General features: G+C 63.9%; 16 protein-coding genes and 1 pseudogene. 4 read left to right on the top strand and 13 right to left on the bottom strand.

Translation table 11 applies throughout. The annotated features are described in order from the left end of the window. From astD to ACTHL0_RS06745, 8 genes are all read right to left on the bottom strand, one after another. Positions 1 to 1,135, bottom strand: a 1,135-nt coding sequence (gene astD, locus ACTHL0_RS06780) for a succinylglutamate-semialdehyde dehydrogenase (RefSeq protein WP_440565878.1), incomplete at its 3' end; no start/stop codon positions are given. Positions 1,136 to 1,167: 32 nt separating this feature from the next. Further along, entirely contained in the window at positions 1,168 to 2,226 is a 1,059-nt protein-coding gene (gene astA, locus ACTHL0_RS06775) for an arginine N-succinyltransferase (protein ID WP_440565877.1), read from the bottom strand. Further along, complete coding sequence (gene aruF, locus ACTHL0_RS06770; RefSeq protein ID WP_440565876.1) at positions 2,223 to 3,347, bottom strand: arginine/ornithine succinyltransferase subunit alpha; 1,125 nt, start codon at positions 3,345 to 3,347, stop codon at positions 2,223 to 2,225. The genes astA and aruF overlap by 4 nt, the downstream gene beginning before the upstream one ends. Before the next feature lie 38 nt (positions 3,348 to 3,385). Next, positions 3,386 to 4,621, bottom strand: coding sequence for an aspartate aminotransferase family protein (locus tag ACTHL0_RS06765; RefSeq protein WP_440565875.1), 1,236 nt, complete (start codon positions 4,619 to 4,621; stop codon positions 3,386 to 3,388). 139 nt (positions 4,622 to 4,760) lie between these two features. After that, positions 4,761 to 5,810, bottom strand: coding sequence for a GlxA family transcriptional regulator (locus ACTHL0_RS06760; RefSeq protein WP_440565874.1), 1,050 nt, complete (start codon positions 5,808 to 5,810; stop codon positions 4,761 to 4,763). A 97-nt stretch (positions 5,811 to 5,907) separates the two neighbouring features. Further along, complete coding sequence (locus tag ACTHL0_RS06755; RefSeq protein WP_440565873.1) at positions 5,908 to 6,705, bottom strand: ABC transporter ATP-binding protein; 798 nt, start codon at positions 6,703 to 6,705, stop codon at positions 5,908 to 5,910. 51 nt (positions 6,706 to 6,756) lie between these two features. After that, the gene (locus ACTHL0_RS06750; protein WP_440565872.1) at positions 6,757 to 7,470 is read right to left on the bottom strand and encodes an ABC transporter permease; all 714 of its coding nucleotides are present in this window, start codon (positions 7,468 to 7,470) and stop codon (positions 6,757 to 6,759) included. A gap of 21 nt (positions 7,471 to 7,491) precedes the next feature. Further along, positions 7,492 to 8,181, bottom strand: a complete 690-nt coding sequence (locus ACTHL0_RS06745) for an ABC transporter permease (RefSeq protein WP_440565880.1) — start codon at positions 8,179 to 8,181, stop codon at positions 7,492 to 7,494. 940 nt (positions 8,182 to 9,121) lie between these two features. On the opposite strand from ACTHL0_RS06745, the gene ACTHL0_RS06740 reads away from it, so the two are divergent. After that, a complete protein-coding gene (locus ACTHL0_RS06740) occupies positions 9,122 to 9,748 on the top strand; it encodes a hypothetical protein (protein ID WP_440565871.1) in 627 nt (208 codons plus the stop codon). 22 nt (positions 9,749 to 9,770) lie between these two features. On the opposite strand, the gene ACTHL0_RS06735 is transcribed toward ACTHL0_RS06740, so the two are convergent. The 4 genes from ACTHL0_RS06735 to hpnI form a co-directional block, all read right to left on the bottom strand. Further along, a complete protein-coding gene (locus ACTHL0_RS06735) occupies positions 9,771 to 10,829 on the bottom strand; it encodes a lysylphosphatidylglycerol synthase domain-containing protein (protein ID WP_440565870.1) in 1,059 nt (352 codons plus the stop codon). Continuing rightward, positions 10,826 to 11,725: a hopanoid biosynthesis-associated protein HpnK gene (hpnK, locus tag ACTHL0_RS06730; RefSeq protein WP_440565869.1), complete on the bottom strand. Its 900-nt coding sequence runs from the start codon at positions 11,723 to 11,725 to the stop codon at positions 10,826 to 10,828. Before hpnK ends, ACTHL0_RS06735 begins: the two co-directional genes overlap by 4 nt. 4 nt (positions 11,726 to 11,729) lie before the next feature. Next, a complete protein-coding gene (gene hpnJ, locus ACTHL0_RS06725) occupies positions 11,730 to 13,151 on the bottom strand; it encodes a hopanoid biosynthesis associated radical SAM protein HpnJ (RefSeq protein WP_440565868.1) in 1,422 nt (473 codons plus the stop codon). 103 nt (positions 13,152 to 13,254) lie between these two features. Beyond that, on the bottom strand, positions 13,255 to 14,451 hold the full coding sequence (gene hpnI, locus ACTHL0_RS06720; RefSeq protein ID WP_440565867.1) for a bacteriohopanetetrol glucosamine biosynthesis glycosyltransferase HpnI: 1,197 nt from the start codon (positions 14,449 to 14,451) through the stop codon (positions 13,255 to 13,257). A 568-nt stretch (positions 14,452 to 15,019) separates the two neighbouring features. On the opposite strand from hpnI, the gene pdxY reads away from it, so the two are divergent. Next, positions 15,020 to 15,871, top strand: a complete 852-nt coding sequence (gene pdxY, locus ACTHL0_RS06715) for a pyridoxal kinase PdxY (protein ID WP_440565866.1) — start codon at positions 15,020 to 15,022, stop codon at positions 15,869 to 15,871. A gap of 18 nt (positions 15,872 to 15,889) precedes the next feature. Here the strand turns inward: pdxY and ACTHL0_RS06710 are convergent, their stop codons facing one another. Continuing rightward, on the bottom strand, positions 15,890 to 17,692 hold the full coding sequence (locus ACTHL0_RS06710; RefSeq protein WP_440565865.1) for a methyl-accepting chemotaxis protein: 1,803 nt from the start codon (positions 17,690 to 17,692) through the stop codon (positions 15,890 to 15,892). 516 nt (positions 17,693 to 18,208) lie between these two features. Here ACTHL0_RS06710 and ACTHL0_RS06705 point away from each other — a divergent pair. Further along, positions 18,209 to 19,351: pseudogene (locus tag ACTHL0_RS06705) on the top strand (branched-chain amino acid ABC transporter substrate-binding protein); the annotation flags it as partial. Further along, the coding region (locus tag ACTHL0_RS06700; protein ID WP_440565879.1) for an ABC transporter substrate-binding protein at positions 19,328 to 19,715 on the top strand (388 nt) is incomplete at its 3' end. The pseudogene ACTHL0_RS06705 and the gene ACTHL0_RS06700, both read left to right, overlap by 24 nt.

Raw genomic sequence — 19,715 nt, 5'->3', positions numbered from 1 at the left:
CGAAGTGCTCTTCGTCCGGCAACTCGCGTACGTCGGTGACGTCGACAATCGCGGGGCTCACGAAGCCGAGCTGTGCATCGCGCTGTTCCATCGTCAGCATCGCGCGTGCGCCCGCGGCGAGCAGCCGTTCCTGCGCGGCCACGAGCCGGCCCGCTGCCCGCGCCGAGACGACAGCGCCCATGAACGGTTGCGGCTCGGCGTCGTAAAGCCCATAGACGATGCGCGACGTCACATCGGTCAAGCGCGCAAGGAAGCGATCGCCGAATGCGTCGCGCGGCACGAAGATGCGCCGCGCGCACGTGCAGCGTTGGCCCGCCGATAGAAACGCCGATTGGATCGTGTGATGCACGGCCGCGTCGATGTCCTCGACGTCGGCCACGATCAGCGGATTGTTGCCGCCCATTTCGAGCGCCAGGACAATTTCCGGCCGGCCGCCGAACTGCTTATGCAGCAACGTGCCCGTATCCGAGCTGCCCGTAAAGAAGAGCCCATCGATCTGGCGGTGGTTGGCAAGCGCGACGCCGGTCTCCTTTTCGCCTTGCACCAGATTGAGTACGCCCGCCGGCAAGCCGGCATCGCGCCACACCTCGACAGTGGCCCGCGCCACCTCGGGCGCCAGTTCCGACGGCTTGAACACCACCGTATTGCCCGCGATAAGCGCCGGCACGATGTGCCCGTTCGGCAGATGGCCCGGGAAATTGTAGGGCCCGAATACGGCCACGACGCCATGCGGCCGATGACGCAGCACCGCCGTGCCGTCCGTCATCGCGATGCGCTTCTCGCCCGTGCGCTCGTGATACGCCGTGATCGAAATCGCCACCTTCGCGGACATCGCGGCCACTTCGGTACGCGCTTCCCAAAGCGGCTTGCCCGTCTCACGCCCAATCGCGTGGGCAAGCGCCTCCTTGCGTTCGTTGAGCAGCGCCGCGAAACGATGCGCGATGTCGATACGCGCCTCGAACGGCAGCGCGGACCACGCACCGAACGCTTGCCGCGCGCTCGCCACCGCACGGTCGACATCGAGACCGGACGCGCTCTTGCCCTCCCATACCACCGCCCCCGTCCCTGGGTTGCGCGAAACGAATGCCGGGCCGCCGCCCTCGCACCACTGCCCGTCGATGAAAAGTTCGCTCATGTTCTCTCTACCGTGATCCGTGACATCCGTGACTAATGCTTTTTGCTCAATGCCAATACGCGCACGAGATCGCCCTCATTCACTTCGAGCGCGGCGGCATCGTCGGCCGACAGGTGCATCGCACCGTCGGCCACCTTGCCCGGCGCAACGCCAACACGAAAGCCCGCCATCGATGTGTTGGAGACGAGCGAGCGTGTTCCGTCGCCGCCTCGATCGCTGCCATCGCTCGCCTCGCCCGACTCGCTTGGAGCGCTGATCACGACGGGCACGAGTACGCTCTCGCGGACGGTGCGCAGATCGTTGATATGACATTCGAGCACGGGGCCCGCATCGAAGATGTCGACGTGGTTCTGATACCGGAGCCCTTCGGCTTCCAGCATCTTGCGCGCGGGCGCCGTGTCGCGATGAGTCCGCCCGATCACCGCCTGCGCCTCGTCCGGCAGCAAATCGGCGTAGACGGGATAGCGCGGCATCAACTCGGCGAGGAACGATTTGCGCCCATGCGCGCTGAGGTAATCGGCCGCGTTGAAATCGATCTGATAGAAGTGCGAGCCGACGGCGCGCCAGAACGGCGACGTGCCGTCCGCATCGAAGTGGCCGCGCAGTTCCGCGCATAACCGCTCGGGAAAATGCTCGCGAAACTGCGCCATAAACATGAAGCGCGAACGCGACAGCAATCCGCCGACGCCATGCGCGCGATAACGCGGCGACAGAAACAGCGAGCAGACTTCGGCATAGCCCGTCAGATCGTGCGAGATATTGAGCAGCGACATCTTCGTCCAGACGCCGAGCTCCTGGCTCGCATGCACGACCGTGCTCACCCGATAGTTGTAGAACGGCTGCTCGAGCCCGACTTGCACTTCGATGCCGCACACACCGGCCACGTCGCGCGTCGCGGTGTCTTCCATCACGAAGAAATAGCCCGCCTCGTGCGGCGCCGCGTGCCCTTGCATCGTTCGCTGCGCACGCGCAATGCGGCTGGCAAGCGCATCGCGATCGGGCTTGAACGTCGTCAGGCCCGGGCCCGTTTCATGCGCGAGCGACACGAGCGCATCGAGGTCGTCTGTCTTGACGGCACGAACGACGATCATCGCCGGTCTCCCGTTTGATTTCCGGTTCGGTTCATGGTTCGAGCCGGAACGCTGTCGTCCGTCTCCTCTTGCCGCGCATCGGCTGCACTGCGGTGCAGCGGCACGCAACGCACGGAATCGCCGTGCACGACGTCGAGCGCTGCACGCACCGGCCCACCGAGCGGCACGTCAAAGCCGCCCTCGCCCGGCAGTTCGGCCAGCACGCAGCGGAAGTCGCCTTCGCGGTGGCTGGACACGAGGTACGCCCGCGAATCCGCTGCCGCCTGGCCGCTGGCCTCGCGCACAGTGCGCGTTTCATTGAAGGTGACGCAGGCGCTGCGATCGACCTGCGCCGTCAGCACCGGGCCCGCATCGAAGATATCGACGAAACGATCGGGCTCGAAGCCTTCTTCGAGATGGATGTCGTACGAAAGCAGCGCCTTTGCATTCGGCTCGCCGATCACACGCTGCGCCTCCTCGGGCAGCAACGGGACATAAAGCGGGTACGTCGGCATGACTTCCGCGATGAAGGTGCGGCTGCGTCCGCCCGAAGCGATTTCGATCTGCGCGAAGTCGCGGCCGAAGAACCGGCGGCCGACGGCCTCCCAGAAGGGCGACGTGCCGGCTTCGTCGGTCACGCCGAGCAGCAGCGAGAACACTTCCGGCGTGAAGCGCCGCCGATTCGCAGCGATGTACATCATCCGCGCACGCGAGAGCAGCTGCGCCGCTGCATCGCCCGCGCCGGCCGCGGATCGATCGATATAGAACCCCGCGAGCCGGCTTATACCGGTCAGCTCGTGCGACATCGTCAGCGCGTGAATCTTGCGATTGACGTGCAGTTCGCGCGACGCGTGAATCAGGGCATCGTTGCGGAATACATAGAACGGCTCGGCATAACCGGCGGCGGCGACGATGCTGGCCGTACCGAGCAGCTTGCCGGTTGCGCTGTCCTCGAGCACGAAGAGGTAGAACTCCTCGCCCGGGAAGTCGACATCGGCACGAAACGAATCCTCCGACAGCGCGACGCGCGCTTCCAGCTCGTGCCGATCGTGCGGCAGCGAATGCAGCACGGGCCGCGCCGCAAGCGCCATCTGCGCAAGCGCGTCGAGATCGGAAAGCCTTCCGGGGCGGACGAAGAGCATGTGGGTTCCCTCGGCGGTGAGCGGTGAGCGGTACGCGCTTAGCGAGCCGGCACGTCGGCGGTGGTGCCGGCCACGGCTTCGATCGCCTTCGTCAATCGCGCGAAACCTTCGTTCAGATCGGCCTCGGGAATGATGAGCGACGGCGCGAAGCGCAGCACGTTCGGCCCGGCGATCAGCAACATCACGCCGTGCGCGGCGGCCGCATTGACGAAATCCTTTGCCCGCCCTTCGTATGCGGCCGTCAATTCGGCGCCGATCAAGAGCCCCTTGCCGCGCACTTCCTTGAACAGGCCAAAGCGTTGATTGATTTCGCCGAGCTTGGCGACGATCCGTGCACCGCGTGCTTTGACGCCTTCGAGCAGCGCCGGATCGCTGACGAGCTCGACCACCTTGTCGGCCACGGCGGCGCCGAGCGGATTGCCGCCGTACGTCGTGCCGTGCACGCCGACCTTGAAGTGCGCCGCAATCTCCTTCGTGGTCAGCATCGCGCCGATCGGGAAACCGTTGCCCAGCGCCTTGGCGGTGGTCAGGATATCGGGCGTCACGCCAGTGTCCATGTAAGCGTAAAAAGCGCCCGTGCGGCCGACGCCCGTTTGCACTTCGTCGAAAATCAACAGCGCACCGTGGGCGTCGCAGGCTTCGCGCAGCGCTCGCAGGAAGGCGGGATCGCCGGGAATGACACCGCCTTCGCCCTGCAGCGGCTCGACGATGACGGCACATGTCTTCGGGCCGATGGCGGCGCGCGCCGCTTCAATGTCGTTGTAGGGCAGATGCACGATACCGGCGGGCACCGGGCCGAAGCCTTCGGCGTACTTGGGCTGCCCGCCCACACTGACGGTGAAGAACGTGCGGCCGTGGAACGACTGCTTGAACGAGACGATTTCGATTTTTTCGGGGCCATGACGCTCGATCGCCACCCGGCGGGCGAGCTTGAGCGCCGCTTCGTTCGCCTCCGCACCGGAATTGGCGAAGAACGCGCGCTCGGCGAACGTCAGCGATTCGAGCCGCTTCGCCAGGCGCAACACCGGCTCGTTCGTATAGGCGTTGCTGACATGCCAGAGCGTTTCGCCTTGTTCGCGCAGCACGCGCACGAGTTCGGGATGGGCATGGCCCAGCCCCGTCACGGCGATGCCTCCCGTGAAATCGATGTAATCGCGGCCCTCGGTATCCCACACGCGCGAGCCCTGGCCCCGAGCGGGCACGAAGGACGCCGGCGAGAATACCGGCACCATGACTTCGTCGAAAGTTTGGCGGTTCACAGCGAAATCGTTCATGGCGTGTCCTCTTCGGATGAGTGGGGTGCCCTCTGGCCGGCCGCGCGGCGCCGGATCCGTTGATCAGGGCAATAAACGTTAGTTTAGAAAACGATGCGCACGGCGTCTTGCTTGAGGGCGACGCGATCTATCGCCTTCGTCAGCCATGGTCGGGCGGCTCGATCAAGGCGCCCGCACGTGGCTCCCCTGCATAAGCCACGCCCGCTCCATGCTGCTTCGCAATCCAGTTGCGGCGTTCTTCGCGCGGCGTCACGCCGAAACGTTCGCGGTACGCGTTCGAAAAATGCGCCGCTGAAGAAAACCCGCAAGCGAGACTGACCTGCACGATCGACTTGCTGGTGCGCTGCAATTGCATACGCGCTTTGGCGAGCCGCAAACCGAGGTAGTACTTCGACGGCATCGACCCGAGGTACTGGCGAAAGAGCCGCTCGAGCTGGCGCCGCGACACGCCGACAAGATTCGCGATATCGTCGGTCGTCAGCGGATCCTCGATATTGGCTTCCATCAACTGCAGCGCGTCGTTCAAGCGCGGATGCCGCTCGCCGGGGGCCGTGACATAGGGGATGCGTTGGCGCTCTTCGCCCGCACGCAGCACGCCGACGCCGAGAGCGTCGGCAATGCGCTCGGCCAGCTCGGGGCCATGCTCGCGCGCAATCATCGCCAGCATGAAGTCGACGCTGGCCAGCCCGCCCGCGCAGGTTGCGCGGTCACGGTCGATTTCGAAGATTTGCTGGGTGACGATCGAGCGCTCGAACTGCTCGGCAAACTGCTGATACGTTTCCCAGTTCACGCTCACGCGATAGCCCGAAAGCTGTCCCGCCATCGCGAGCCACCAGACGCCGTGATGGATGCCCGTGACGAGCGGCGTACGCTGTCCCACGCGCGCCAAAGCAGCCAGAAACAGGCGGTAATCGGCAAACTGCTGGAATCGTTCGGCGACGACGATCAGCCAATCGCAGGACACGCCGTCGCCGAACGCATCGTCGGCGGGCAGCGCCGCACCGCCTGCCAGCGGCACCGCACGCCCGTCCCAGGAGAGCACCTGCCAGCGATAGAGCGCGCGCCCATCGATGTCGTTGGCGAGCCGCAGCGCATCGACGATCGGCGCGATGCCCGACATCGAAACGGGCGGCAATGCGACGATCGCCACCTGCGTCGTCCTGGCCGGGCCGGCTTGCACGCGCGCCATCGCTCAGCCTCCGCGCAACGCACGGCACGCACCGCGCCAGCGTCCTGCGACACGTGCCCGGCGTTCGCGATGTTCGTTCGCGTTGCCTTGCATGCTGCTACTTCAAGCTGCCGGAGAGGAACTGCTTCAGCCGCTCGCTTTCGGGCTGCGCCAGCACGACCGCCGGATCACCCTCTTCCTCGGTGCGCCCTTGATGCAAAAACATCACATGATTGGAGACGTTGCGGGCGAAGCCCATTTCATGGGTGACGACGATCATCGTCCGGCCCTCTTCGGCCAGCTTCTGCATGACCTTGAGCACTTCCCCGACGAGCTCGGGATCGAGCGCCGAGGTGGGTTCGTCGAACAGCATGACGTCCGGGTTCATGGCGAGGGCGCGCGCGATGGCGACACGCTGCTGCTGTCCGCCGGAGAGGTGCGACGGATATTGCTTTTCCAGACGCGGTGCGAGGCCGACCTTTTCGAGGTACATGCGGGCGCGTTCCTCGGCCTCCCGCTTCGACAAACCGAGCACATGCACCGGTGCTTCGATGATGTTCTCGAGCACATTCATATGCGCCCAGAGATTGAAGTGCTGGAACACCATCGAGAGCTTCGTGCGGATGCGCTGCAGTTGCTTGTGATCGGCGACTTCGAGGTTGCCGGCGCGATCCGTTTTCGTGCGCACGGTTTCACCGTCGACGACGATGCTGCCCGCGTTCGGCCGCTCGAGAAAGTTGATGCAGCGCAGGAACGTGCTCTTGCCCGAGCCGCTGGCGCCGATGATGCTGATGACGTCGCCCGCTTTCGCCGTCAGCGTGACGCCCTTGAGCACCTCGTTGTCGCCGTAGCGCTTATGGATGTCGAGCGCCGCGAGCTTGGCGGCGGCGGATTGAGAAGTCGCTTGGAGCACCATGCTCTCCCGTATGAATCTGAATCGATGGCGTATAAAACGAGTGCGTGCGAATCAAATCCCGCGAACGGCGAGGTAGGCCAAACAGCGGCGTTCCGCCCGCCGGAACGCAGCGACGAGTGCGAACGATACCGCAAGATAAATAAGCGCGGCGATCCCGAAGGCCTGGAACGACATGTAGGTGGCCGAATTGGCGTCGCGGGCCACCTTCAGCACGTCGGGTACCGTGGCGGTGAAAGCAACCGTCGTTGCATGCAGCATCAAGATGACCTCGTTACTGTACAACGGCAGCGCGCGGCGCAGCGCCGAAGGCAGGATGATGCGGCGATACATCGTCCAACGGCTCATCCCGTAGGCGCGCGCGGCCTCCACCTCGCCGTGGGACGTGGCGCGAATCGCGCCGGCGAAAATCTCCGTCGTATAAGCGCCCGTATTCAGGCCAAAAGCGAGGATGGCGCAGTGCAGGCCGCTGCGAAAGAACTCGTTCAACACCGCATGGGCGTGCACGATTTGCAGGCTGTAGACACCGCTATAGATCAGCAGCAGCTGCACATACAGCGGCGTGCCGCGAAAGACGTACGTGTAGCAACGCACGGGCGTCGAAAGCCAGCGGTTTTTCGACACGCGGGCCACGGCGAGCGGTACGGCCATGCAAAAGCCGATGATGAGCGACAGCACCAGCAGCCACAGCGTCACGGCCAAGCCCGAGAGCCCCTGTCCGTCGTAGTACAGGAATGCGCGGCCGTATTGCGAAAGGATTTCGATCATGAGCTTACCTTCTCCTTCCTTTCAAAGTTCCGCGTGGCGCACGCCAATGGAGTAGCGCTTGTCGAGCCACAGCAGCACGACGTTCGAGACCGTCGTGATGGCGAGATAGATCAACGCCGCGACGAGAATGAAGAAAAACATGTTGAACGTGCTCTTGCCGGCGTCCTGTGCGGCTTTGACGACATCGGCCAGACCGATGATCGACACGAGCGCGGTTGCCTTCACGAGCACCTGCCAGTTGTTGCCGATGCCGGGTAGCGCGAAGCGCATCATCTGCGGAAACAAAATGCGCATGAACACACGCATGCCGCTCATGCCATAGGCGCTGCCCGCTTCCAACTGGCCCCTCGGCACCGATAGGAACGCCCCACGGAAGGTCTCCGTGAAATAGGCACCGTAGATGAATCCCAGCGTGAGCACCCCTGCGACGAACGGATCGATGTCGATTTGATCCATCCCGAGCGCGTCGGTCAGTTGATTGACGGCAATCTGAATGCTGTAGAACAACAGCAGCATCAGCACGAGATCGGGCACGGAGCGAATCAAGGTGGTGTAGAGCGTCCCCGCACCGGAGACGACGCGGTTGCGCGACAGCTTCGCGACTGCGCCGACAAGGCCGAGCAGCACCGATACAGCGAGCGAAAGCACCGACAGCTCGATCGTCTTGATCGTGCCGGCGAGAAGGATCGGGCCGAAGCCGTAGAGGAACACGGGCGTCTCCATCTTCCAGTATGGTTGCCTGCCGTCGCGACATGGATCCGCGACTGCCAAGGCGAATGCGCGGACCGAATCCGCGCCGCACGGCCCACCGGCCGCTGCGTCTTGTCGTGCGCTTTCGGTCCGGCTTTTCGCCTGGCGCGGATAGTCGCAAGCGAAATTGTTTTGCACAAACGCCGGGTCTTGGATTATTGCACTGCAACATCCCCCTGCGGCTGCGCGAGGAATCGTGTCAAAGGCCGCTGGAGGAGGCTGCCGCGGCGTTTCCCTTCCGGTTGCCATGGAGCGATTGCACACGTTTCGCGTCGCTTTTTCGATATTCGCGGGGCGCGGCGCCGCATGGCGCCTTGGAGGCTTGAACCCGGCGCCTGTGAGAGACAAAAATCGGGGCTCAAAAAAACAGAACCGGCCGTCACGCGCAGTGAACGGCCGGCAATCATCATGGCGCGCGACGCAAAAATCGTCGGCAAAACAGCCGGACACCGGCAGAACGACGTCGTCCCTATGCGCTGCGTCTTTGGCTTGCGCCCGCCCGCCCGTGCGATGCACTTGGCGTTCGGTCGCCCCCCGTAGCCGGCGCGGCGCTGCGTCGTCTGGCCTTCAATCAGTGTCGTGTCATTCGATATGACGTGTCCGGTTAGGTAGTAATGTAGGACGAGATTATCGCCGAGCGCAAAGCGTGTTTACCTTCATAGGGAACATCTGGACCGTATGCCACATGAACAACGTGCGGTGCCGAACCGACCGGTACGTAAACGGGATTTTTGGAAGCCGCGCGAACGGCTGATTTTTTGCCACCTCTTGGCCAACAAAACAAGACCAAATGACCTGTTCGCCGATCGTCGAAAGTGCGAATCTTCCACTGGCATCAATCGTTTATCGTCAACCGTCTACCGACGCAAGTCGAATACAACATTCCGAATGAGGAAGCGCCATGATTTCGCGAAAAACGAAGCAGCGGTCGGAACTCTTCTGTTCATCCAAGTCGACTTTCCCAGCCGCCGTTCTGGCTGCGACACTCGTCTGTTCTCCGCCCCCGCTGCACGCCGATGAAATGCAGCCTTCGCCACGCTCTGGCTTCACCACGATGACTGACGCATCGCAATCCGAATCGGAATCGCTTCAAATCGCGAAGGTACGAAATCATATTATTAAGTTCGACAACAGCAGAGGAACAGAGAAACTTGAAATTCAGGAAAACCTCTACCAGCGTCAATGCATAGCGAGTGTCAAACCTGATTCTGTGACGTTAAACCCCGGTGAGATTGCGGAGGTGCACCTGGATATCAGGGATAGCGAATCCTCGGGATGCGCCGGCGAACCGAAATACGTACTGTGGCGCGCCACCGTCGCCAATCCCGGGGGCCGGCCGTTCGATTACCAGATGCTATTCACAGAGGATCCGCGGGAAGAAACGCATGGCGGCACACAAGTCCGGAGCACTCGATCGTCGAGGCCGGGCGCACCCTACGCGGCAACCTGCGGCGATCGCGCATGCTTCGATGAATGGGCCCCAACGTCGGATGGCGGCAGCGCCATCTTTTTCTATAAGAACACCTGAGGCTCGACGACGAATCGATTTTTCAGTCGACGAGATTGGGATCACGCGCCTCGTCCTTTGCCGGCGCGCGCGTCGCGGCTGAACTTGCGCTGATTGTCCGATTGCCCGTGGCAATCACCCGCCGGCGCCCGCGCATGATCTCCGCCCACTGCCACGAAGCCAGCGCGATGCACCCAAAAATCACTTCGCGCATCCGCTTCACGAGCGCGAGCGAGAGCCCCACCTCGCGATCGATACCGAACATCTGCGCGAGCAGCACGACGGCGACTTCCTGCACGCCGAGGCCCGCAGGCACCATGAACGCCGCGTGCCGCACCGCTTGCGTCAGCGCTTCGATAGCAATCGCACCGCCTGCCGAAACCGGATGACCCAGTAGCGCCAGCGCCCAATATGTCTCCAGCGCCCCGAGCAGATAGCCCGCAAACTGCCAGGCGAACGCGCTGACGAGCACACCGGTACGCGTCATCAACGCATCGATTTCGGCATCGAGCTTGGCGCCGTCGATCCCCTGCAAGAACCGATGCTCGCTGCCGAGCGCTCGCGCGGCGAACCGCTCGATCGCACGGAATACGCCGCCCCGGCGCAGCAGCAACGCCGTCACGATCGGCAACGGCAGCGAGAGCACGAGCGCCAGCCCGACCGTCCTCGCATGATCGCCGCCCGTCGCGGCGAGGATCAGCACCACGCCCAACGCCGAAAACGCATACTGCACGGCGATCGTCACCAACACTTCCACGATCACCGAGGCACTCACCACGCTCGCATCGCGCACGCGCCAACGCGCGAGCCGAATACCGACGATCTCACCGCCCACCGCCAATACCGGCAGGAGCCGGCTCACCGCCTCCCGTACCGTTGCCACCCACCAAAGGAAGGCCAGCGGCGCCCGCCCGCGCAGTAGAACGCGCCAGCCATGCGCGTCCAACAACAGCGGCAGCGCATGAAACGGGACGAGCCAAAGCAGCGCGAAACCCGCCTGCCCGATGACGTGCACGACATCGGCCGCGCCGTCGCGCACGACGAGCCCTATGAGCAGCGCAATGCCGACAGGCCAACCGGCCCATTTGAGCCATTTCGTCATCGTGACGCCCCTCCCCGCGCGGCCCCCCGATGCTCTACCGCATCGGCCGTGCCGCTCGGATCGGCCGCGCCGCCAAAGACATCGGCAAACCCGCCGCACGTCAGACCAGCCTTGGCAATCGCCTCGGCCACCCGCGGCGAGAGCAGCGCACCCAGTTCGTCGACATGGCGATAGGCATGCATCGAGGCCGTGATCGGGCCGTCCCCCGCTTCTGCCGGGTGGCTGTAAATTTCGCCCACGCCGTACGCTGGCATCCGCGCCAGCGCGTCGAGCATGGCTGCCTCGTCCATTCCGCCCGTATGCTCGATGCCGACGACATAATCGTTGTAAGCAATACCGGCCCGTGACAGTCGCGCCCGCATGAGCCCGATCCAGGGTTTGAGCCACCACGGCGCGTTCGCCTCGAACGGCAGCCGCACGGCGCGCAGGCCGAACTCGCGCCCGATCGAAAGAACGAGCGAGAGAACAGTCGGATGTAAATGGAAGTGCTTATGGGCGTTGACGTGATCGAGCGGCAAGCCCGTTCGTGCGAACGCCTCGAATTGCGCGCGGATCTCGCGCGCGAGCGCCCGCCGCACCGATGGAAGGAAGAAGAAGCGAAAACCGTCGCGCACCATCGCATCGCCGAACCGGCCGTCAGGCCCGACCAGCGCGCGGATTTGCGGAGCCGGCAACGTAGCCGGCCCATCGGCAAGCACGAGATGCAGGCCGACACGCAAGCCCGGCAGACGCTGCGCGCGTTCGACGGCATCTTGAGCAGCCGGCGCGCCCACCATGAGGCTGGCCGCCTTCAACACGCCCTGCCGGTGCGCACGCTCGATCCCCGCATTCACGCGCGGATGCAGACCGAAATCGTCTGCAGTGACGATGAGCGCGCGACGGCCCGAGCGTGTCACGCTCTTACGCCTCGTGCGCGCGCAGGAAGCGGAAGAATTCGACGCCTTCGCGCAGACGGCGCTTCATCATGTCCCAGCTCATCAGCATCTCGCGCACGATTTCCCAGATCTTCGACGGACGGAAGTAGAACTGTCGATAGAACTGCTCGAGATGATGATAGATCTCGTCGCGCGACAGATGCGGATAGCCGATCGCCGCCAGCTGAACGCCTTCCTTGCTCACGAGGTTGATCGTCTTGTTCTCTTCCATCCAGCCGTTGTCGACGGCCTGCTTGTAAAGCGTCGTGCCCGGATACGGTGCGGCCAGCGAGACCTGAATCGTGTGCGGATTGATTTCCTTCGCGTACTCGATCGTCTTCTTGATCGTCTCTTGCGTCTCGCCCGGCAAGCCGAGGATGAACGTGCCGTGGATCTTGATGCCGAGCTTCTTGCAATCCGCGCTGAAGCGGCGCGCGAAATCCGTCCGCACCCCCTTCTTGATGTTCACGAGGATTTGATCGTCTCCCGATTCGAAGCCGACGAGCAGCAGACGCAAGCCGTTTTCCTTCATGACCTTGAGCGTCTTGTACGGTACGTTCGCCTTGGCGTTGCACGACCACGTCATGCCGAGCTTGCCCAGGCCGATCGCGATGGCTTCCGCGCGCGGCAGATCGTCGGTGAACGTATCGTCGTCGAACATGAGCTCCTTGACTTCCGGCATGTTGTCGCGGATCCACTTCGCTTCCTCGATCACGTTCTCGACCGAGCGCGTGCGGTAGCGATGGCCGCTCACCGTCTGCGGCCACAGGCAGAACGTGCAGCGCGACTTGCAGCCGCGGCCCGTGTAAATCGACACGTACGGGTAGTTCAGATAGCCGATGAAGTAGTTGTCGATCTTCAGATCGCGCTTGTAGATCGGCGCGACGAACGGCAGTTCGTCCATGTTCTCGAGAATCGGACGCGCTTCGTTGTGCTCGATCGAGCCGTCTTTCGCGCGCCAGGAGAGGCCCTTGATCTCGGCGAACGGCTTGCCTTCGGCGAGCTCCTTGCACGTGAAGTCGAACTCTTCGCGGCAGACGAAATCGATCGCTTCCGTCGCCGTCAGCGAGTTGTGCGGATCGACCATCACCTTCGCACCCACCATGCCCACGAGCACCGACGGCTTGCGCTTCTTGACGTCCTGGGCGAACAACGCGTCCGTCGGGAACGACGGCGTGCTCGTGTGGATGATGATCAGATCGTAGCCGTCGCAGATCTTCAGCGTGTCTTCGACAGACAGGCCGTCGGCCGGCGCGTCGAGCACACGGCTACCCGGCACGAGTGCCGCGGGCTGCGCGAGCCATGTCGGATACCAGAACGAGCGGATTTCGCGCTTGGCTTGGTAGCGCGAACCGGCACCGCCATCGAAGCCGTCATACGACGGGGCCTGCAAGAACAGCGTTTTCATGGATGAAGCTCCGGCAACCTATAGGTGAAGCAGATGTTGTGAGGACGACGGGCCGCGCAAGAACGGCCATCGACGAAATACGAATACGCGAATACGGTGCGGCTCAAGGCCCCTCGGACCCTTCGGCCACGCGTGCGACAACCGGCATGCGCGCGCCGCGCCACACCACGTGCGAGCCGAACGCCGCGACGAACCATTGCGCGGCCAGCAGCGCATCGCGCAGCGGCACCAGCGGCAGATCGCGCAAAAACTCGCCGCGCTCGCGCGACGCGCGGGCGTGCAGGCCCACGCGTGCGACGACGCCGAGCACCGCCGCGGCGACCAGCGCCGTTTCGCGCAAACCTGCCCCGCCGTGCAGCGCGAGCAGCGCGGCGGCCGCCAGCCATGGCGACGTAAACGTGATGAACAGGAACGCGAAACCGAGCGGATTGATCGAGCGGATCGTGCGCAGCCAGCGCGTCTCGCGCAGCCAGAGCGTCGCGAAATCCGGTTCGATGACATCGGTATCGACGACGACTTCCGACAGCACCGTGGTCATGCCGCGCTGGCGCGTGTATTCGGCGAGCCAGTAATCGTCGGCCAGACAATCCTTGAGCGCATCGAACCCGCCGATATCGGCCAGGACGTTCGCCCGCAACGCGAGTGTCGCGCCGAAGCCGAAGCTACGCGAGCCGCCCGCGTGCGCGATGCGCACCGAGGGCGCGAACCATTCGTTGATGAACTGCGCACCGATGCGCGTCCAGAACCCACCCACGCTTTTCGCATGGTAGAGACACGTGACGATGCCGACTTGGGGATCGGCGAGCGGCGCCGTCACGGCGTCGAGGTAATCGGGGGCGACGGCGATATCGCTGTCGGCCAGCACGATCAGCGGATGCTTCGCCCGCGCGGCCAGATTGATCAGGTTGCTGACCTTCAGGTTATGGCCATGCACGCGCGCATCGATCACGAGCGCGATGTCGCGCTCGGGAAACGACGCCTGCAGCCGCCGCACGACGGCGATCGCCGGATCGGCCGAGGACGATACGCCGAACAGCAGCTGGTAGCACGGATGCGTCTGCCGGCAGAATGTCGAAAGGTTTTCGTAAAGACGCGGCTCGGCGCCGCACAGCGGCTTGAGCACGCTCACGGGCTCCAACGGCCGGTACCCCTGGCCGCCCAGCGCGCCTTTGCGCGGGAAGCGCTGAGCGAGCGCGCGTGCCGACGGCAACGCGAGCGCGGCAACGACGACATAAGCCGTCGCAATGCAGCATAACGCGACGAGCACCCAATCCCAGAGGGTCACGGGCGAAAACGTCATCGCATGCCGCCTTCGCCGGCCGCACGCGCCGCGGCAGCGGCCGCTAGCGCGCGCGCGCGTAGCGCGGACGACCCGTTCGATGAGACGCTTGCTGGCACGTTGGCTACTCCTTGGTTCTTCTTAGCGTGCGGCGCGACACCGTGCCTCGGCTCGCGCGCCGCCCGCGAAACGAACACGAAGCGCACCGAGACCGCCCCGCCAAGAGTGACAGGGGCCGGCTGCCGGGCAACCGCCAGCACGCTTTGTAAACTTTGGAAACAGGCAATTGTAGCAGTGCGTGCGGGAAAACGCTTAGCAGCGGGCATGGGGCTGCGCCAATTCGTCGGCTCCAAGCAACGCCGGGACGGCCGGGCACGTTTTTAGGGGCCATTCCGGGAATGCCTGCCCCGCCTGCCCGGCGATCAGGTCCGCGGGTTGCTGACGGCGCCCGATGACGCGACGCAACAACTCATGTATCTTGCAAATATCGGACTTTCGGAGGAGCAGCGTGCGGCGCGGCGTCGAATCGACACACCCGGTTGCGCAGCCGGGCCGAGCGCACAGTGCGCCTCACGCGAGCACACTCATCATGAAAAACGTCTTGAGCATTCAACCGCACGTCGTATTCGGCCATGCGGGCAACAGCGCTGCCGTCTTTCCGATGCAGCGGCTGGGCGTGAACGTCTGGCCGCTCGATACGATGCAGTTCTCGAACCACATGCAATACGGCCACTGGGCCGGCAGCGCGATCGACCCGCCGCAAATGACCGATCTCGTCGAAGGCATCGGTGCGATCGGCATGCTCAGGCGCTGCGACGCCATCGTTTCGGGCTACCTCGGCTCCAAGGCGCACGCGCAGGCCGTCATCGACATCGTTCGCGCCGTCAAGGCGACCAACCCCGAAGCGTGGCACTTTTGCACGCCCGTCATCGGCGCGGGCGCGGGTGCGAGCGTCGACGAATACCTGCTCGAGACGATGCCCGCGCTGGCCGATGGGCTTTCGCCCACGCACGACACGCTGCAAAAGCTCGTCGGCCGCACGATCGAAACGGTCGACGATGCCGTCTGCGCTTGCCGCGAGATCATTCGCAGCGGCCCGCAGGTCATCCTCGTCAAACAGCTGATCGACCGCAACAGCCCGGCGGACCGTGTCAATCTGCTCGTCGTCACCGAGCGCGAAGCGTGGATGACCCAGCATCCGCGCTATCCGTTCGCGCGCCAGCCCGTCGGGGTGGGCGAGCTCACGAGCGCGACGTTCGTTGCGCGGCGGCTCGCCGGCGACCCGCTGCGCACGGCATTCGAGCATGCCGTGTCCGCCGTGCACGCCGTGCTGAAGGCGACCTATGCGGCGGGCCGCTACGAGCTCGAGCTCGTCGCGGCTCAAGACGAGATCGCGGAGCCGCGCGACTGGCTCGGCGCCTGGTCGATCGATGCCGGTTGAATCCGGCCGTCCCGAACGTCAATCGAGCTTGAACTGCGCAACGGCACCGGCGAGCGTGACCGCCTGCCTCTGCAACGCCGACGCCGCGGCAGCCGATTCCTCGACGAGCGCCGCATTCTGCTGAACCATCTCGTCGAGCTGCGACACCGCGCGGTTGACCTCTTGAATGCCGCGCGTCTGCTCGTCGGCGGCATGGGTGATTTCGGACATGATCGTCGTCACGCTCGAGACGTTCGAGACGATTTCCGTCATCGTGTCGCCCGCGCGCTTGACCTGGCTCGAGCCCGAGGAGACGCTGTCGATCGTCGATTCGATCAACGATTTGATCTCCTTGGCGGCCTGCGCGCTGCGCTGGGCCAAGCTGCGCACCTCCCCGGCCACGACAGCGAAGCCGCGGCCCTGCTCGCCCGCGCGCGCCGCTTCCACCGCGGCGTTCAACGCCAGGATGTTCGTCTGGAACGCGATGCCGTCGATCACGCCGATGATGTCGCCGACTTTGCCCGAGGCCGATTCGATGTTGCCCATCGTCGCCACCACTTCCGAGACGACCTGCCCGCCGCGGGATGCCACGCTCGAAGCCGAGCCCGCCATGTCGTTGGCCTGCCGCGCCGAACTGGCCGATTGCGTCACTGTGGAGGTGATCTCTTCCATCGAGGCCGCCGTTTCCTGCAAGCTGGCTGCGGCCGATTCCGTGCGGCCCGACAAATCGAGGTTACCCGCCGCGATTTCGTCGGCGGCCGTGCGCACGGATTCGCTGGTATCGCGAATCTGACGCATCACGTCGCGCAGCTTATCGACGAATTTATTGAACGAGCCCGCGATTTGGGCCACTTCGTCGCGGCCTTCGGCCGGCAAGCGCCGAGTCAGATCGCCCGTGCCCGAGCCGATCGAATCCATCGCATCGCGCACGAGCGACAGGCGCTTGAATGCCTTCGAGGTGATCGCCGACACAATCGCCGCGGCAAGCAGGACGATGACGACGAGCGCGATCGCCGACGTCGTCAGGAACGAGCGGATGCCCGCCTTCGCCTCACCTTCGTCGAGCGCGACAATGACGGCCCAATCCGTGCCCGGAACGTTCACGCCGCGCAGCAGTACCGAGCGGCCGTCCGCTTCCGTTTCAAGCGGCTCGGAGGCGCCGGCGAGCGATGCGACCGTCGTCGCCGTCATACTCGGCATCAGTGCCGAGATGGGTTTGAGCGTGAGCTTCGAATCCGGGTGGGCCACGATATCGCCCGCGCCGTCGACGAGCAAGCCGAAGCTGGCCGGCGTCGGATGGATCGACTTCACGTTGGCGATCACGCTGTCCATTGCGACGTCGCCGGACACGACGGCCTTGAGCGAGCCATCGCGAACGATCGGCACCGCGAACGCGACGACGAGCTTGCCCGTGCCTGCATCGACATAAGGCGGCGTGACGACGGGCTTGCCCGCCGCGGCCGCCTGCTTGTACCACGGGCGCGCGGTCGGATCGTAGTCGGGCGGGATGCCGGTGGCGTCGCCGAACTTGGCGCTCTTGTCCGCGTAACCCGCATAGACGTTCGAGAAACCGCCGGCGGCCATCGCCTGTTTGAATTCGGCGGAGGGATCCGCACCGCCTACTGTGATGTCCTGCAGCGCGGCGATCGCCGCCGTCTTCGATGCGACCCATTCGGCAATGCCGGCATCGTGCCCGTTCGCGAGCGCGACGAGATTGTTGTTGATGGTGTCCTTCTCGTGGAAGTTGACGACGAAGAAGTTCAGTGCCGCGTTGACGACCAAAGAGCCAACGACGATGGCGAGGCAAGCTGCGAGCACGCGAGCTCGAATTGACGCAAACATTCAGACGATTCCTTCTGACGAATTAGCTGCGAGGACTCGTGATCCTCCGTGCAGGTAAACGGCATACCGCAGTGCAAACTTGACGCTCGCGTCGTTAGGGATTGTTCGGAGTGATGTTGGGTCCGCTTTGCGCGTTGCGCTGCAAAAAATGCGACCAATAGGACGAATGAGGGCAAACGAGGACGAATACGGGGGCCGCCACTGCGCGAATTTCGCGCGTATTAATCCCGATTGCCTGCGCCTACGCGACTATGCCGAAATGCGCACAGGAATCGTCGCGAAAGGTCAAGACGGAGCGATATTGGTTTTCTATAGTCGTGCCAATAATCGCAGCGGCGGTTCTCACGTCCAGCGGTTCGATCCACACATGCTTGCAGGAGGTGCCCGCCACACGCTGTATCAGACGAACAAGAGCCGTGCACCGGCCACCGCCCGACCACGCCGAGCGTAGCGCCCAAGCGCTGCCGGCATGCACGCCATAGCAGTGACTTCATGCTTGCCGACAAAGGAATCAACATGCGTTTTGCGAACACCCTTACCCCTGTCGCAGTTGCAGTTGGAGCATTTCTCGCGCTTGTCCCGCTCGCCTCCCGCGCGGATACCGTCGTGAAAATCGGCTTTGCCGCTCCGCTCACCGGGCCCAATGCGAGTTACGGCAAAGATTTGGAAGACGGCGTCAAAATGGCGCTCGACGACGCGAAAGCCCAGGGCATCAAGATCAATGGCCAACCCGCTTCGTTCGAGCTCGTCACCGAAGACGATCAGGCCGATCCGCGCGTCGGCGTGCAAGTCGCGCAAAAACTCGTCGATGAAGGCGTGTCCGTCGTCGTGGGCCACTTCAACTCGGGCACGACCATCCCCGCTTCCGAGCTATACGAAAAGGCCGGCATCCCCGACATCGATCCCGCCGCGACGAATCCGATGATCAGCGGACGCGGCTACAAGAACATCTTCATGGTGATTTCGAGCGACGCGCAGAACGCCGGCACCGCGGGCGTGTATGCAGTCGAGACCACCAAGGCCAAGCGCATTGCCGTCATCGACGATCGCACGGCGTTCGGCCAGGGCGAAGCCGACGAATTCGTGAAGGCCGTCAAGGCGCACGGCGGCAACATTGTCGATCGCGAATACACGACGAACCAGGCGACCGATTTCAAGACGCAGCTCACGAATATCAAGGGCAAAAACCCTGATCTGATCTTCGTCGGTGCACTCAATCCGCAAGCCGCCGGCATCATGAAGCAGATGACGCAGCTCGGCATCAAGGCGCAGTACGTGGGCGGCGGCGGCGTCAAGGACGTCGACTTCATCAAACTGGCCGGCGATAGCGCCGAAGGCGCGATGGCGTGGGAGTACGGGCGCCCGCTCGACAGCACGCCGGTCGGCGCGAAGTTCGCCGAGCGCTTCAAAGCCAAGTTCGGTGTGGATGTGCTGTCGTACGCGCCGTTCGGCTATGACGCGGCGTGGGCGGCCATCAAGGCGATGCAAGCGGCGGGCTCGACGAAGCCGGACGACTACCGGCCGAAGCTGCAAAGCATCAGCTTCGACGGCATCACGGGCCATATCGCGTTCAACGCGGATGGTTCGCTGAAGAACGGCTCCTCGACGATGTACCAGGTGAAGAAGGGGCAGTTCGTGACGGTCGTGACGAAGGGCGGCGATATCGTCGATCGTGAATACACGACGAACCAGGCGACGGACTTCAAGACGCAACTGACGAACATCAAGTCCAAGAACCCGGATCTCATTTTCGTCGGCGCACTGAATCCGCAGGCGGCAGGCATCATGAAACAGATGACGCAGCTCGGAATCAAGGCGCAGTACGTCGGCGGCGGCGGCGTGAAGGACATCGACTTCATCAAGCTGGCTGGGGATGTGTCCGAAGGCGCGATGGCATGGGAATACGGCCGTCCGCTCGACAGCACACCTGTCGGCAAGGGGTTCGCCGACAAGTTCAAACAGAAGTTCGGCGTGGACGTGCTCTCGTACGCGCCGTTCGGCTATGACGCAGCATGGGCCGCGA

Source organism: Trinickia sp. (assembly GCF_051961175.1).
Classification (GTDB): Bacteria; Pseudomonadota; Gammaproteobacteria; order Burkholderiales; family Burkholderiaceae; genus Trinickia.
Note: the sequence above shows the minus strand (reverse complement) of the source record. Positions and strands in the feature narration are given on the sequence as shown.

Bases quoted from the DNA above. Each gene is read 5' to 3' on its own strand.
- astA (WP_440565877.1), bottom strand. From the start codon at position 2,226: ATGATCGTCGTTCGTGCCGTCAAGACAGACGACCTCGATGCGCTCGTG.
- aruF (WP_440565876.1), bottom strand. From the start codon at position 3,347: ATGCTCTTCGTCCGCCCCGGAAGGCTTTCCGATCTCGACGCGCTTGCG.
- ACTHL0_RS06765 (WP_440565875.1), bottom strand. From the start codon at position 4,621: ATGAACGATTTCGCTGTGAACCGCCAAACTTTCGACGAAGTCATGGTG.
- ACTHL0_RS06760 (WP_440565874.1), bottom strand. From the start codon at position 5,810: ATGGCGCGCGTGCAAGCCGGCCCGGCCAGGACGACGCAGGTGGCGATC.
- ACTHL0_RS06755 (WP_440565873.1), bottom strand. From the start codon at position 6,705: ATGGTGCTCCAAGCGACTTCTCAATCCGCCGCCGCCAAGCTCGCGGCG.
- ACTHL0_RS06750 (WP_440565872.1), bottom strand. From the start codon at position 7,470: ATGATCGAAATCCTTTCGCAATACGGCCGCGCATTCCTGTACTACGAC.
- ACTHL0_RS06740 (WP_440565871.1), top strand. From the start codon at position 9,122: ATGATTTCGCGAAAAACGAAGCAGCGGTCGGAACTCTTCTGTTCATCC.
- ACTHL0_RS06735 (WP_440565870.1), bottom strand. From the start codon at position 10,829: ATGACGAAATGGCTCAAATGGGCCGGTTGGCCTGTCGGCATTGCGCTG.
- hpnJ (WP_440565868.1), bottom strand. From the start codon at position 13,151: ATGAAAACGCTGTTCTTGCAGGCCCCGTCGTATGACGGCTTCGATGGC.
- hpnI (WP_440565867.1), bottom strand. From the start codon at position 14,451: ATGACGTTTTCGCCCGTGACCCTCTGGGATTGGGTGCTCGTCGCGTTA.
- pdxY (WP_440565866.1), top strand. From the start codon at position 15,020: ATGAAAAACGTCTTGAGCATTCAACCGCACGTCGTATTCGGCCATGCG.
- ACTHL0_RS06710 (WP_440565865.1), bottom strand. From the start codon at position 17,692: ATGTTTGCGTCAATTCGAGCTCGCGTGCTCGCAGCTTGCCTCGCCATC.